The organism is Synechococcus sp. MIT S9452 (assembly GCF_047304245.1).
GTDB lineage: Bacteria > Cyanobacteriota > Cyanobacteriia > PCC-6307 > Cyanobiaceae > RCC307.
Genome location: NZ_CP138956.1, coordinates 424,177 through 439,501, shown reverse-complemented (window position 1 = coordinate 439,501; position 15,325 = coordinate 424,177). Strand labels below are relative to the sequence as shown.

Genomic DNA, 15,325 nt, shown 5'->3' with positions numbered 1-15,325 from the left:
CAGCGCGTCGAGGCTGATCGCCAGTTGGGGCTGCCGGCCGGAAAAGAACCGCTCATTGAAGACAGCCAGCGGTTGGAAACGCTGCTGCGCAATTTGCCGGTTGAACCTGGCTGCTACCTAATGCGGGATCGCGACGATCGCATCCTCTACATCGGTAAATCCAAGAAGCTGCGCAGCCGCGTCCGCAGCTATTTCCGTGGCGGTAATCCCATCAGCCCACGGATCCGCTTGATGGTGCGACAAGTGGTGGATATTGAGTTCATCGTCACCGACAGCGAGGCTGAAGCCTTAGCGCTGGAATCCAATCTGATCAAAAACCACCAGCCGCACTTCAATGTGCTGCTGAAAGACGACAAGAAATATCCCTACCTATGCATCACCTGGAGTGAGGATTACCCTCGGATATTTATCACCAGACGGCGGCGTTTTCGCAGCCCTTTGGATCGCTTTTACGGGCCCTATGTCGATGTGGGCTTGTTGAGGCGAACGTTGTCTGTGGTCAAGAGGGTGTTCCCCTTGCGCCAACGGCCGCAGCCGCTTCATAAAGACCGCACCTGCCTGAACTACGACATCGGCCGCTGCCCAGGGGTCTGCCAGGAAAAAATCAGCCCTGCTGATTACCAGCAAATCCTGCGCAAGGTGTCGATGGTGTTTCAGGGTCGCAATGAGGAATTGCAGGACCTTCTTCAGCAACAGATGGTGCGCTATTCCGAGCGACTCGACTTTGAAGCCGCGGCTCGGGTTCGCGACCAGCTTCAAGGCTTGGAGTTGCTCACGGCTGATCAGAAAGTGGCGCTCCCCAATGTGCGGGTGAGCCGCGATGTGATTGCCCTAGCCGCCGACGAGCGCGTCGCTGCGGTTCAACTGTTCCAGGTCAGGGCAGGCAAGTTGGTGGGTCGATTGGGCTTCACCGCCGATGCAGAGGCCGCTGAGCCTGGCGCCATCCTGCAAAGGGTTTTGGAGGAGCACTACAGCCAGCTGGATCCGGTGGAGCTGCCAGCTGAAGTGTTGCTGCAACACCCACTGCCAGAGCAAGAACTGCTGGAGGCATGGCTGCGTGATCGCCGCGGCCGCAAGGTGATCCTGCAGGTGCCGCAACGGCAACAAAAGGCCGATCTCATTGAGATGGTGGAGCGCAATGCGGGATTTGAGCTGGCCCGCGCTCAGCGCGGCGCCGAGCAGCAGCAGCTCTCCACAGAAGATCTGGCCCAGTTGCTCGAGCTCGAGCATCCACCGCGGCGCATCGAGGGTTACGACATCAGCCACATCCAAGGCAGTGATGCGGTTGCCTCCCAAGTGGTGTTCATCGATGGCCTTCCGGCTAAGCAGCACTACCGCAAATACAAGATCCGCAGCAGCAGCATCCGCTCTGGCCACAGCGATGACTTCATGGCCATGGCGGAAATCATGCGGCGCCGGTTTCGGCGTTGGAGCCAAGCCAAGGCAACTGGCGCCAACCTCTCGGAATTGCGCCAGCGACGCGGCTCAGCCCTGCAAACCGATGGATTCACCGATTGGCCCGATGTGGTGATGATCGATGGCGGCAAAGGCCAACTGTCTGCGGTGATGGAGGCCCTGCGGGAGCTGGATCTGGCTGACGAGCTGGTGGTGTGTTCCTTGGCCAAACAGCGGGAGGAAGTGTTTCGCCCAGGAGCTAGCCAGCCGATCGAGAGCGAAGCCGATCAACTCGGTGTGCAGCTGCTTAGGCGCCTGCGGGATGAAGCCCACCGCTTTGCCGTGAGCTTCCACCGGCAGCAGCGGGGTGAACGCATGAAGCGCTCACGCCTGAGCGACATCCCCGGCCTTGGCCCAAAGCGAGTGAAGGATCTGTTGGCCCATTTCCGCTCGATCGATGCGATTCAACTGGCCAGTGCCGACACGATCGCGGAATGCCCAGGGGTGGGGCCTGCCTTAGCAGTGCAAATCCACCAGTTTTTTCATCCTCAAGGCGACGCCGAAGCCGACGGTCAGGAGACCGGTTGAGGCCGTTGCAGCAGATCCATCAAATGCTCCGGTGATTTGTAGCGGCTGGGCAAGGAGCGATGCAGCAGGGCCAAGCGATCCCAGCAGAGAGACCGCTTGATCTCTTCAATGGTGCGAGCATCCTTAACCAGCAGCTTCAGCGCCTTGCAATAGAGCGGATATTTCGCCTCTAGTTCGTCGATCGTGATCTTGGGAGGGTTTGGCATGCCTCACTTTTGCACGGCAACAGGGCCGCCAACCGGTAATGCTTTAGAGATCGTTAAGGCCGTGACGCCCATCACGGCATTGATGTGATTGAAGAGACGAAGACCTTGGCCTTGATTGATGCGAAAGGCTGTTCATTTCTGTATCAAGAGCAAAGGATTGGGCAAGAGTTTCCCTATCCCATGGTCACGAACTCTTCTGAAATGCTGGGGTGGAGGGCCATGGTGCGATCGAAATCCGCCTTGGTGGCTCCCATCCCTAAAGCGATGGCTCCCATCTGGATGATTTCAGCGGCGTGGCTGCCCACCATGTGGCATCCCAGCACCCGATCACTGCTGGTTTCGACCACGAGCTTGAGCAAACAACGGGGCCCACGCTTCGGAAGAGCTTGATGCATGTCACGGAAGCGGGCCTTATGGATGGTGATGGCGTCAGTGCCAAAGCGTTCTTTGGCATCCTCTTCGCTCAGGCCAACACTGGCTAGTTCTGGTTGCGTGAACACAGCTGTGGCCACCAGGTCGTGGTTCACCGTGCGTGTGCCAGAGGCGAATAGTGCATCGGCAACGGCGCGGCCCTCATCGATCGCCACAGGGGTCAAATTGATGCGATCGGTGACATCACCAACGGCATAAATATGGGGGACGTTGGTGCGTTGTTGCGCATCAACGCTGATGCGATGCCCGTCATGGGCAATCCCCGCCTTCTCGAGTGCCAGGGGCTCGAGGAACGCTTTCCGGCCAGCAGCCTGTAACACCACATCAGCCTCGAGCGCTGTCTCGCCGCAGCGCAACACCATGGCGCTCTGGGTCTGTTCAATCGCTGTGGGTTGCAAGCCAAAGCGCAGCGTGACGCCCAGCTCTTCCATACCCTCGCGCACCGAATCAGAGAGCTCTTGGTCGAAGCCTTTGAGGATGCGATCGCCTCGGATCACCTGGGTCACGGCCACACCCAAACCCTGGAGGATGCAAGCGAATTCACAGGCGATGTAACCGGCCCCGATGATCAACATTGAGCTGGGGAGATGTTGTTGGAGAAACAGGTCATCACTGACCCAGCCCAGTTCTCCACCAGGAATCGTCAGCCGTTGGGGCCGTCCGCCCACCGCAACCATGATCTGGCGGGCTGTGAACTGCTGATCCCCCACTTGCACGGTGTGCGCGTCAACGAATTGGCCCCATCCCGTGATCAGTTCCACCCCAGCGTTGGCCAGGGCCTTGATGTGGATGCCATTGAGCCGGTCCACCTCCTGACGCACGTTCTCCAGCAGCACTGAGCTGTTGCAGCCCGTGCTGCCGACAGCCCAGCCATAGCTAGCGGCATTGGCAAGAATCTCGCGGTATTCCGAGCCGTAAACCAACAGTTTTTTGGGCACGCACCCACGAATCACGCAGGTTCCACCGACCCGGTCGCCTTCGATGATTCCGACCTTGGCTCCATGACGGGCTGCCCGTTTGGCACTGGCCAGACCACCGGAGCCAGCGCCGATGACGAGCAAGTCAAAGTCCATGCAGTGCGCGACAGGATGTCTTCCATCTTGCGCGTGATCTGATGGCCCCCGCCATCTGGGTTCTCAATGACCAGCTGCATCAGGCCCAGGCAGCCCTAGCCGGCTATGAACCCGGTGAGGCCTCGGTGGTGTTCGTGGAGGCTGAAGCTCTGCTGCGGGTGCGGCCTCACCTGCAAAAACAGATCCTGTTCTGGAGCGCCCAGCGGCATTTCGCTGCTGAGTTGCAAACCGCTGGCTGGGATGTGCATCAGCTGGAAGCGGTGTCCCATGGCGAAGCTCTGATTCCCTGGTTGAAGCAACAGGGCATTAGCCGTTTGGTGGTGATGGCTCCACCGGATCGCCCGATTCGCCAAGCCATTGAGCGCTTATCCCAACAAGCCGAATGGCCCTGCGAGCTGGAGTGGATTGACAACAATCAATTCCTTTGGACGGCAGAGGAATTCAGTCGTTGGGCCGGCAGCAAAAAGCAGCTGCGGATGGAGTTCTTTTATCGGGAGGGACGCCGCCGCTTCAACGTGCTGATGGATGGGGACCAGCCCCAAGGCGGTCAGTGGAACTTTGATCAAGACAACCGCAAGCCACCGCCGAAGGGCCTCCAAGGACCAGATCCGCTGTGGTTTGAACCCGATGCGATCACCACGGCTGTGATCGCCAAGCTCAAGGCCTTGGCTGAGCCCTATGAGTTGCCAGGGGACAGCGAGCCTTTCCGCTGGGGCGTGACCCAGCACCAGGCCCAACAGGTGTTGGAGCACTTCATCGCCACTCGCCTTGAGGGGTTTGGCCCCTACCAAGACGCCATGGTCAGCGGGGAGCCCACCCTGTGGCATTCGCTGATCAGCCCCTACATCAATCTCGGCTTGCTCCAGCCCCTGGATGTGATTCGCCAGCTTGAGCAGGCCGGGCGGGAACGGGACATCCCTTTGGCGAGTCTGGAGGGTGTGATCCGGCAGCTCCTGGGTTGGCGTGAATTCACCCATGGCCTCTATCACCATTTCGGCGAGGACTACAGCCACAGCAATGCCTTAGAGGCCTTGGTGCCCCCACCAGAGTTTTTGCATCAGCTTGGGGGCAGTGGCATGGGCTGCGTGGACACCGTGCTGGGTGAACTCAAAGAGCGGGGCTACGCCCACCACATTCAGCGCTTGATGGTGCTCACCAACTTGGGCTTGATGGCGGGCTGGAATCCGCAGGAGCTCACCAGTTGGTTTCAAGCCCAATTTGTCGATGCCCACCACTGGGTGATGCAAACCAATGTGTTGGGCATGGGGTTGTGGGCTGATGCCGGCCGGCTTGGCAGCAAGCCTTATGCCGCCAGTGGCCGCTACATCAACAAGATGAGCACCTATTGCAAGGTCTGCCACTTTGATCAAACCAAGCGCAGTGGCGCTGATGCGTGCCCCTTCAATGTTCTCTATTGGGATTTCATGGCGCGCCACCAGGAGCGTTTCCGCAACCATCCGCGCATGGCCCTGATGATTCGCCAGCTCGATCGCATCGACCCAGGGGAGCTGGATGCGATCCGATCAACGGCAAGCGGGCTTGAATGGGCTCAACCTCCTGCTGCCTGATGGCCCTGAGCCTTCCGCCCGAGAGTTACCTGTGGTTCAAAACCTTCCACATCATTGGTGTGGTGGTTTGGTTTGCCGGGCTGTTCTATCTGGTGCGGCTGTTCATCTATCACGTGGAAGCCGCTGAGCAAGAACAGCCGATTCGAGGGGCCTTTGAGCAGCAATACGGCCTGATGGAGCGCCGGCTGGCCAACATCATCACCACGCCAGGGATGGCGGTGGCTGTCAGTTGTGCAGTGGGTTTGTTGGTGGTGAACCCCAGCTGGCTGCAGCAGAGTTGGATGCACGCCAAGCTGCTGTTTGTGGCGTTTTTGCTCGGCTACCACTGGCTTTGTTACCGCCTGATGGGCCAGCTGCAGCGGGGGGAATGCAATTGGAGTGGCCGGCAACTGCGGGCGCTCAACGAGTTGCCCACCTTGCTGCTGGTGATTGTGGTGCTGTTGGTGGTTTTCAAGCAGCAGTTCCCCACCGGTGCCGCCACCTGGCTCACTGTGGGTTTGGTGGTGTTCATGGCCGCCTCGATTCAGTTTTATGCCCGCTGGCGCCGGCTTCGCGCTGAGCGGGAGGCTGCCCATGCCGGTTGATCAGCACCCACTGCGATCGGTCCTGGCCTCTGTTGATCCCAACAGTTGTCCGACGCGGCTCAATTTCCATTGCCACAGCCTCTGCAGCGACGGCAGCCTCTCGCCGGCTCAAATAGCCGACCAGGCGGTTGAGATCGGTCTTGAGCACATGGCGGTGACCGACCACCACAGCGCCGATGCATGGGAGCCCATGCAACAGCGCTTGAGCGAACTCAGCCAAGCAGGCCATCCAGTGCCAACCCTCTGGAGCGGCTGTGAGATCAGCTGCGTGCTGGAGACCTGCTTGGTGCACGTGCTCGCCCTGGGCTACGAGCGCAGCAACAGCGCGATCGCCCCCTATCTGGAGGGTGATGCCGTGATCGGTGAGCAGCTTGAGGCTGCTGCAGTTGTTGAGGCGATTCATGCCAGTTCTGGCCTGGCCGTATTGGCCCATCCAGCCCGGTACCGGCTGGGCTTTAAGCCCCTAATGCGCGCTGCCGCAGGCTTGGGTTTCGATGGGGCGGAGTGCTGGTACGACTACGAAATGCAACCCCAGTGGCGACCCAGTCCATTGATCTGCGAACACAAGGCCTCACTGGCCTGCGATCTCAACCTTTTGCAGTCCTGTGGCACCGATAGCCACGGGTTAAGCCTCAAGGGCCGCTAAATTCGGCGGATTCTTATGGACAGTCATGGGTCTGTTTGATCGCTTCCGCAAAAAGCCTGGTGAGTCTGACGAAGGAGATAAGAGCTTTTTCCTTGACTCTGATAAATCCAGCAGCCTTGGCGACGTTGATTTCATGCGTCGCTCCAACACGATCCGCCACACCTTCCCTGGGACGGTCGACAACCCCGGCATGAAGGAGCGCTTCGAGGATGTGGCCTCGATGGAAGCGCAAATGGGCAAGGTTTCGGAGGGACTTCCTGAAGCTGGTGGCAATCAGTCCGTCGACCGTGTTGATCCCGGTGTCCCCAAGGCGGTGAAGAAGACCTTTGCTCAGCCGATGAGTCAGCAGCAGCTGCAAGATCGCCTCAAAGGGTCTGCTGTTAGCACCAACGTGCCTGGAACAACATCGAAGACAGCTCCCATTGCCAGTGCTGCTCCAGTTGCCAAGCCCAGCCAGCCAGCCCCTCAGCCTGCAGGCTCAGCGCAATGGGCTCCGGCACCAGCAATGAAGACCGTTGCACCATCACCCGGTACCAAGGTCAATAAAGATTCCAACGGCAATGTCACCCCTGGTTCTGCCAAGCCCGGTTCCATTGATCCTTTCAAGGACATGCTTAAGGACATTCGCTGAGTTCAGCGCTGGTTTCCGGTTTCTATCTGCTGCTCACTACTGAGCACCAGCTCGCGGAGCTGATCCAATTGGTTGGGTTCTGGAGATTCCCAGAGCCCACGGTTGTTGGCTTCGAGCAATCGTTCGGCCATATCCCTTAGGGCCCAGGGGTTGTGGCTCCTGAGGTGATCCAGCACAGCGTCTGATTGCAGCCATTGCTTGCACACTTCGCTGTAGGCCCAATCGGGCACCACATGGGTGCAGGCGTCATAGGCAAAGAGGTAGTCGAGGCTGGCGGCCAGTTCAAAACCGCCCTTGTAGCCATGTTTCGCCATGCCTTGGATCCAGCGCGGATTCAGCAAGCGGCTTCTGATCACCTTGTCGAGTTCCTGCTTTAAGGGCTTTGGTTTGGGCCGCTCCGGTCTGCTGTGGTCGCCAAACCAGAGGGCTGGGGTCTCGCCTTTCAAGGTCCCAACAGCGGCCGCCAGGCCCCCTTGGAATTGGTAGTAGTCATCGGAATCGAGCAGATCATGCTCGCGGTTGTCCTGGTTGTGCAGGATCAGCTCCACCTGGCTCAGGCGATCTTCCAGGCCGCTGCGGTCTTTGAGGGGTTCACCGGCTGCTCCGTAATCCCATTGACTCCAGTTCAAGAAGGCCTCGGCCAAATCCGAGCGCTCATCCCATTGCCCGGAGTCGATGAGCCCCTGCAGTCCAGCGCCATAGGCGCCAGGCGCTGAGCCATAGATGGCACACATCCGTTGACTCGGATCGCTTTGCTGAACGCGCACCAACTGATCGGCCTGATTGAGCCAGCCAATCAGCTGCGGAAAGGCATCACGGAAGAAGCCCGAGATCCTCACGGTGACCTCCACCCGCGGACGCCCAAGGGCTGATTCGGGGATCAACTCCAGACCAACCATGCGCCGGCTGGGGCCATCCCATCGCGGCCGCACACCCATTAAGGCCAGCACTTGGGCCACATCGTCACCACCGGTTCGCATGGTGCTGGTCCCCCAAATGGAGATGGCCAAATGCTTGAGATGCTCCCCCTCCTGCTGCAGGTGCTGTTGCAGCAGCGCATCGGCACTGCGGTAGCCCAGATCCCAGGCTGTTTCGGTGGGCACACCACGCAGGTCAACCGCATAAAAATTGCGGCCCGTGGGCAGCACGTCAGCGCGGCCGCGTGTTGGGGCCCCTGAGGGTCCGGCTTCAACCCGTTCACCCCGCAGGCCGGCCAATAGGTTGCGCTGCTCACTGCTGCTGCAGGCCATCAGCGCGGGTTGAATCACGCGCTGGATGTGGGCAAACACCTGTCGCGTTTGCTCACCTGGATAAGCGGAACTGCCGCGTAAACACTGCAACGCCAGCTGCTCCAACACCTCCACCGCATCACCCACTTGCCTTGGTGTGGCGCGCTTGGGTTTCAGGGCCAACAAGCGCTGTTGATCAGCACCAGAGAGCGCCATTGATTCCTCATCCGTCCAGGGGTCACACTCCAGGGCCAGATCCTCAGCAAGGGCTCGCGTTAAGCCAGGCCGCCCGGGCCCAGGACAACGGGCGATAGCCAACACCAATTCTTCGAGCTGCGGTTGTTCTGGTTGCTTGCCATAGATATGCAAGCCGGTGCGAATTTGCGCTTCTTTGAGTTCGCAGAGATAGCCATCAACGCTGTCGAGACGTTCTTCGAAGCTTGCCTCCGATGGGTTGAGGTTGAGCTCGCGAAGGCTCTGCTCAAGCCGCAGTCGCAGTAATTTGCGGCGTTCACTGCCCAGTTGGATGGCCTCCCAATATTCATCAACGAGCCCTTCCAGTTCAGCCAAGGGCCCATGCAACCCGGCGCGTCCCAGCGGTGGAGTGAGGTGATCGAGGATTAAGGCCTGGCTGCGCCGTTTGGCTTGAGACCCCTCGCCAGGGTCGTTGACGATGAAGGGATAAAGATGAGGCATCGGCCCCAGACACAACTGGGGGAAACAGGCCGGGCTTTGGCCCATGCCCTTGCCGGGCAACCACTCGAGGTTTCCGTGTTTACCCAAATGGATCACGGCATGGGCATTGAACTGCCGTTGGATCCAGATGTAGTGAGCTAGATACGCGTGGGTTGGCGCCAGATCTGGGGAGTGATAGTTAAGGCTCGGGTCGCGGTCATAGCCCCGCGATGGCTGCAGGATCACGGTGACGTTGCCGTAGCGCTTGGCGGATAAAGGAAAGCCCTCGCCAGCGATGGTGGGGTCGGCGCTGGGCTCGCCCCAGCGATCCACCACGGCTTGACGCGCTTCTGGCGCCAATCGTCTCCAGAACGCTTCGTAGTCCGCCAGCTTCAGCTGTTCGCTAGCTCGGTGGTGCCATGTTTCAGGATCAGGGGTGCGGCCCGAGCTGAGCTCAGCAATCAACGCATCACTGGTGGCAGGGATTGGGCCCTCTCCCAGCCAGTAGCCCTCCTGCTCTAGCCAGTTCAAGATCGCCACGGCACTGGCGGGTGTATCGAGCCCCACGCCATTGGCGAGGCGAGCATTGCGTGTGGGGTAATTGGCCAGCACCAGGGCAATGCGCTTGCTGGGCTCAGGCGTTTGCCCCAAGTCGATCCAACGCTTGGTGAGCTCAACGCTCCAGGCCACACCAGCAGGGTCGGCTTGATAGCGCTGGATCGCGCATTGCAGCGCGTCGTCTTTTTGCGCCAGCTCCTTGAAGCCACCAATGCGGGCCATCAGCCGGCCATCGAGCTCGGGCAATGCCACTTGCATGGCCAAATCCAATGGGCTTAGGCCCACGGAGCTGCTTTGCCAGCGCTGTTGGCTGCCTGAGCTGATCAGCAACTGAATCACGGGAACCGCGAGCTGTTGCCATAGGGGAGCCCCATCACCGGCCCGGTCCGCTTGCACCGAGGCAAAGCCGGTGCAACAGATCACCGCCTCAACAGCGGCCTGGCTGAAGTGATCACGGACGGCCTGCTGCAGGGCTGGGTCGCGTAAACCGCTGACCAAAAGGATTCGCGGGCACAGGCCAGAGCGACGTAAACAAGCTGCGATCTCTTCGAGCAGCGCCGTGTCGCCACTGCTCCAGAGGGCCCTGTAGGCCACCACGCCCACCGTTGGGCCGCCATCGGCTTGCCAATCGAAACAGAGGGGGTCGGGTTGAGGCTGGGGCTCAGGGGCATTGGCTGCAGTCCCGTCCAGCCAGTTCTGACACCACTGGAGCACCGCATCAATGTTGTCTGGACCCCCGTGGCGCAGGCAGCTGGCTAGCGCCAGGGCAGTGGTGGCTGGCTCACTGCTGAGGTCAGCGAGTTCTTCGGCCCCATCGGCGGTACCACCGAGCACCAACAGGGCGCGCTGCGGTGATTGGGCGGCCCACTCACGCAGTTGTTCCAGGCCGTAGCTCCAATGACCCCGGCCACCAAGCAACCGCACTACCACCAAGCGAGTGGCCGCCAGCGAACTGCGGATGTAGTGATCGATGGCGGCTGGATGGCTTAATGCCGCCAGGTTCAAGCCCCGCATCCAGGCGGGATCACCAGCCGCTGAGAGCCGCTGAGCGATCAGGCTGAGGTCGCTATCGGCGTGACTGAGCACCAGCGCCGGCAGGGAATCCTGCTCAACCAGGAGCGCATCCCCCTCGCCGGGATCCCCTGGCAGTGCTGCCAATCTGTGCATGGCTTGATTCTCGCCCAGCAGAGGAGGTGAGAAGATCTGCCCAGGTCTGTGTCGCTCCATGCATCGCTTCCTGCCCTACGCCTGGTTCGGCGGACGCTGCGTGCCATTTGCTGAAGCCACGCTGTCGGTGGCGACCCACGCTTTGCACTACGGCACCGGTGCCTTTGGCGGCATGCGAGCCCTGCCAAACCCACAAGATCCTGGCGAGATCCTGTTATTTCGGGCTGATCGCCATGCCAAACGCCTGAGCCAGAGCGCCCGCCTGCTGCTGACAGACTTGCCTGCCTCCACTGTCTTGGAGGCGGTGGAGGCCTTTTTGAAGGCCAACCAACCCAGCTGTCCGATCTACCTGCGCCCGTTCGTTTACACCTCTGATCTGGGCATCGCTCCTCGTCTGCACGACATTGAGACTGATTTTCTGATCTATGGCCTGGAGCTGGGGGACTACCTCTCCCCTGAAGGGGTGAGCTGCCGCATCAGCTCCTGGACTCGCCAGGAAGACCGCTCCCTGCCCCTGCGGGGCAAGATCAGCGGCGCTTACATCACCAGCTCCCTTGCCAAAACAGAGGCAGTAAAGAGTGGATTTGATGAGGCCCTGCTGCTCAACAGCCGCGGCAAGGTGAGCGAAGCCAGCGGCATGAACCTATTCATCGTTCGCGATGGTGTGCTCTACACCCCTGGAGTTGATCAAGACATCCTGGAGGGCATCACGCGCGGCAGCGTGATCGAGCTGGCCCGCCACATGGGCTACACGGTGGTGGAACGGCCGATTGATAAGAGCGAATTATTTGTTGCTGAGGAGGTTTTCCTCACTGGCACCGCCGCGAAGGTCACCCCGGTGCGCCGGGTGGAATGCACCGACCTCTCCTCTGATCGGCCAGTGATGAATGCCCTGCGCGAGCGGATTACCGCCATTACCGAGGGCCGGGACCCTAACTTTGGGCACTGGGTGACGCGGATTCGTATCAAGTGATGCATCGTTTTCTGGAGAGACTGCACGCTCCAGAGCGGCCAGTTCTTGTCTTTGATGGAGCGACGGGAACCTCGCTCCAACAGATGGATCTCGGCCCCGACGACTTCGGCGGCGCTGCACTTGAGGGATGCAACGAAAACCTTGTGGTGACAAGACCAGATGCCGTGCAAGAGGTGCACAGGCAGTTCCTTGAGGCCGGTTGCGATGTGATCGAAACCGACACCTTCGGGGCTACCTCATTGGTGTTGGCCGAATACGACCTGCAGGATCAGACCTACGAGCTCAACGTCAAAGCGGCTCAACTGGCCCGCGAGATGGCCGATCGCTACAGCACCCCAGAGAAGCCTCGCTTTGTGGCCGGCTCCATGGGCCCCACCACCAAGCTGCCCACCCTGGGGCACGTGGGTTTCGATGCCATGCGCGATTCCTTTGCCGAGCAGGCCCGTGGCTTGCTGGCCGGCAATGTGGATCTCTTCATCATCGAAACCTGCCAAGACCCGCTGCAAATCAAGGCCGCCTTGGCAGGCCTGGAGCAGGCCTTTGCGGCCGCTGGTGAGCGCCGGCCGGTGATGGTCAGCGTGACGATGGAAACCACCGGCACGATGCTGGTGGGCTCGGATATTGCCGCTGTGGTGGCCATTCTCGAACCCTTCCCCATTGATGTGTTGGGCCTCAATTGCGCCACGGGCCCCGAGCAGATGAAAGAGCACGTGCGATACCTCAGCGCGCACGCTCCCTTTGTGGTGAGTTGCATTCCCAATGCAGGCCTGCCGGAAAACGTGGGCGGCGTTGCCCACTACCGCTTGACCCCGGTGGAGATGAAGATGGCGATGCACCACTTCATCGAAGACCTCGGGGTTCAGGTAATTGGTGGTTGTTGCGGCACCACGCCAGCCCACATCGCTGCCCTGGCTGAGTTGGCCGAGGAGATGACCCCAGCGGAACGGCCGGTGCGTACGCCGCAGGCACAACAACAGCGCCCCTTGCTGGGGGCTGAAGCCTCTGCGGCTTCGATTTACGGCACCACGCCTTATCACCAGGACAACTCGTTTTTGATCATTGGTGAACGGCTCAATGCCAGTGGCTCCAAGAAGGTGCGCGAGCTGCTGAACAGCGAAGACTGGGATGGCCTGGTGGCGGTAGCCAGGGGCCAAGTCAAAGAGAATGCCCATGTGCTCGACGTCAACGTCGACTACGTCGGCCGCGATGGCGAGAAGGATATGCACGACTTGGTGAGCCGTTTGGTCACCAACGTCAACCTGCCGTTGATGCTCGATTCCACGGAGTGGCAAAAGATGGAGGCCGGCCTCAAGGTGGCTGGTGGCAAATGCCTGCTCAATTCCACCAACTACGAGGACGGCGACGAGCGATTCTTCAAGGTGCTGGAGCTAGCTCGCACCTATGGCGCTGGTGTGGTGGTGGGCACCATTGATGAAGAAGGAATGGCTCGAACCGCCGAGCGCAAGTTCGCCATCGCCCAACGCGCTTATCGAGATGCCGTTGAGTTCGGCATCCCGGCCCATGAAATCTTCTACGACCCGCTGGCCTTGCCGATTTCAACCGGCATCGAAGAAGACCGTCGCAATGGCTGCGAAACCATTGAAGCGATCCGGCGCATCATCACTGACTTGCCTGGGGTTCATGTTGTTCTCGGCGTGAGCAATATCAGCTTTGGCCTCTCACCGGCGGCGCGGATCACCCTCAACTCCGTGTTCCTGCATGATTGCTGTGAAGCAGGAATGGATGCGGCCATCGTGAGCCCAGCCAAAATCCTGCCGCTGATGAAGATCAGCGATGAGCACCAACAGGTGTGCCGTGATCTGATCAATGACAACCGCCGCTTTGAGGGCTCGGTTTGCACCTACGACCCCCTTACCGAACTCACCACCATGTTCGAGGGGGTGAGCACCAAAGAGGCACGCGCCTCGGGGCCCTCATTGGCTGATTTGCCGGTCGAGGAGCGGCTCAAGCAACACATCATTGATGGTGAGCGGATTGGCTTGGAGCCGGCCTTGGAAGAAGGCCTGCAGAACTACAAGCCCCTCGAGATCGTCAACACCTTTTTGCTTGATGGCATGAAGGTTGTCGGTGAGTTGTTTGGTTCGGGTCAGATGCAGCTGCCGTTTGTGCTGCAAAGCGCTGAAACGATGAAGAGCGCGGTGGCCTACCTCGAGCCCCACATGGAGAAAACGGAGGGGGAAAGTTCAGCCAAGGCCAAGTTCTTGATCGCGACGGTAAAAGGCGATGTGCATGACATTGGCAAAAACCTGGTTGACATCATCCTTACCAACAACGGCTATGAGGTGGTCAACCTCGGCATCAAGCAGTCGGTAGAGGCGATCATCGAGGCCCAGCAAACCCACCAGGCCGATTGCATTGCCATGAGTGGTCTGCTGGTGAAATCCACCGCTTTCATGAAGGACAACTTGCAGGCCTTCAATGATGCTGGCATCTCTGTCCCTGTGATTCTCGGTGGAGCAGCCTTAACGCCGCGCTTTGTGCAGAAGGACTGCCGTGAGGTTTACAACGGCCAGGTCATCTATGGCCGTGATGCGTTCGCTGATCTGCGCTTTATGGACGCGCTGGTGGATGCCAAAAAAGGTGATGAATGGAGTGACACCGAAGGCTTCCTTGGCGCCATTCCCGAGGGGCTTGGGCTCAACGGCGATGCCCATAGCGATTCAGCTGGCTCCGATGATTCAGCAACCGAGCCCACAGAGGAGAAGCCAGCACTGCCGGTGAGCCGTGAGCGTTCCGCTGCTGTTCCAGAAGAACCGTCTCTTCAGCCCCCTTTCTGGGGAACGCAGGTGCTTACCGAGAAGGACATCGATCTGGAAGAGGTGTTTGGTTACCTCGATCGCAATGCGCTGTTTGCAGGCCAATGGCAAATGCGCAAAAGCAAGGACCAAAGCCGCGAAGAGTATGAGCAGCAACTCCGCGAGAAGGCTGAGCCGGTGTTGCAGGAGTGGTTGCAACGGGCCCGCAGCGAGCAGCTGCTCACGCCGCGTGTGGCCTATGGCTATTTCCCCTGCGGACGTGATGGCAACTCCGTTGTGGTGTTTGACCCCAACGACACCAGTCGTGAGCTGGGACGTTTTGAGTTGCCGCGGCAACGCTCGGGCAACACCTACTGCATCGCTGATTTTTACCGGGATCTCAGCAGCGATGGCTTGCCAACCGATGTGTTGCCCATGCAAGCGGTGACCATGGGTGAGAAGGCCAGTGCCTTTGCTAAGGAGCTCTTCCAGGCTGATCGCTACAGCGATTACCTCTACTTCCACGGCTTGGGTGTGCAGATGGCAGAAGCCCTCGCTGAGTGGACCCACGCGCGCATTCGCGCCGAGCTTGGCTTCGCCGCCGAGGAGCCGGAAGCCCTGCGGGATGTGTTGGCCCAACGCTACCGGGGGAGCCGGTATTCCTTTGGCTACCCCGCCTGTCCCAACGTGGCGGATTCAAGGCCACAGCTGGATTGGCTTGAGGCTGACCGCATTGGCCTGTCGATGGATGACAGCGATCAATTGGATCCAGAACAGAGCACAACCGCCCTGGTGGCTCTCCACAGCCAGGCTCGCTATTTCAGCGCCTGATTGTGAGAGCCTG

The 15,325-nt window shown here is 59.9% G+C and carries 10 protein-coding genes; 7 read left to right on the top strand and 3 right to left on the bottom strand.

Features of this window, described 5'->3' with window-relative positions; genetic code table 11:
• Positions 1–54 precede the first annotated feature (54 nt).
• A complete protein-coding gene (gene uvrC / locus SIB46_RS02240; protein WP_413297688.1) occupies positions 55–1,983 on the top strand; it encodes an excinuclease ABC subunit UvrC in 1,929 nt (642 codons plus the stop codon).
• Here uvrC and SIB46_RS02235 read toward each other — a convergent pair.
• Both SIB46_RS02235 and gorA read right to left on the bottom strand, forming a co-directional pair.
• Entirely contained in the window at positions 1,968–2,189 is a 222-nt protein-coding gene (locus SIB46_RS02235) for a DUF3136 domain-containing protein (RefSeq protein ID WP_413296928.1), read from the bottom strand. The two genes, uvrC and SIB46_RS02235, sit on opposite strands and share 16 nt — an antisense overlap.
• 173 nt (positions 2,190–2,362) lie before the next feature.
• Entirely contained in the window at positions 2,363–3,694 is a 1,332-nt protein-coding gene (gorA, locus tag SIB46_RS02230) for a glutathione-disulfide reductase (RefSeq protein ID WP_413296927.1), read from the bottom strand.
• Positions 3,695–3,735: 41 nt separating this feature from the next.
• On the opposite strand from gorA, the gene SIB46_RS02225 reads away from it, so the two are divergent.
• The 4 genes from SIB46_RS02225 to SIB46_RS02210 are packed head-to-tail and all read left to right on the top strand — an operon-like array spanning position 3,736 to position 7,123.
• Positions 3,736–5,262 carry a cryptochrome/photolyase family protein gene (locus SIB46_RS02225; protein WP_413296926.1) on the top strand — a complete coding sequence of 509 codons (1,527 nt, stop codon included), beginning with the start codon at positions 3,736–3,738 and terminating at the stop codon, positions 5,260–5,262.
• Positions 5,262–5,846: a protoporphyrinogen oxidase HemJ gene (gene hemJ, locus SIB46_RS02220; protein ID WP_413296925.1), complete on the top strand. Its 585-nt coding sequence runs from the start codon at positions 5,262–5,264 to the stop codon at positions 5,844–5,846. Before SIB46_RS02225 ends, hemJ begins: the two co-directional genes overlap by 1 nt.
• Positions 5,836–6,492, top strand: coding sequence for a PHP domain-containing protein (locus SIB46_RS02215; protein WP_413296924.1), 657 nt, complete (start codon positions 5,836–5,838; stop codon positions 6,490–6,492). The genes hemJ and SIB46_RS02215 overlap by 11 nt, the downstream gene beginning before the upstream one ends.
• 25 nt (positions 6,493–6,517) lie before the next feature.
• Entirely contained in the window at positions 6,518–7,123 is a 606-nt protein-coding gene (locus SIB46_RS02210; protein WP_413296923.1) for a hypothetical protein, read from the top strand.
• A 2-nt stretch (positions 7,124–7,125) separates the two neighbouring features.
• On the opposite strand, the gene cobN is transcribed toward SIB46_RS02210, so the two are convergent.
• Positions 7,126–10,752: a cobaltochelatase subunit CobN gene (gene cobN, locus SIB46_RS02205; protein ID WP_413296922.1), complete on the bottom strand. Its 3,627-nt coding sequence runs from the start codon at positions 10,750–10,752 to the stop codon at positions 7,126–7,128.
• Between the two features lie 58 nt (positions 10,753–10,810).
• On the opposite strand from cobN, the gene SIB46_RS02200 reads away from it, so the two are divergent.
• On the top strand, positions 10,811–11,725 hold the full coding sequence (locus SIB46_RS02200) for a branched-chain amino acid transaminase (protein ID WP_413296921.1): 915 nt from the start codon (positions 10,811–10,813) through the stop codon (positions 11,723–11,725).
• Positions 11,725–15,312, top strand: a complete 3,588-nt coding sequence (metH, locus tag SIB46_RS02195) for a methionine synthase (RefSeq protein ID WP_413296920.1) — start codon at positions 11,725–11,727, stop codon at positions 15,310–15,312. The genes SIB46_RS02200 and metH overlap by 1 nt, the downstream gene beginning before the upstream one ends.
• Positions 15,313–15,325: the final 13 nt, after the last annotated feature.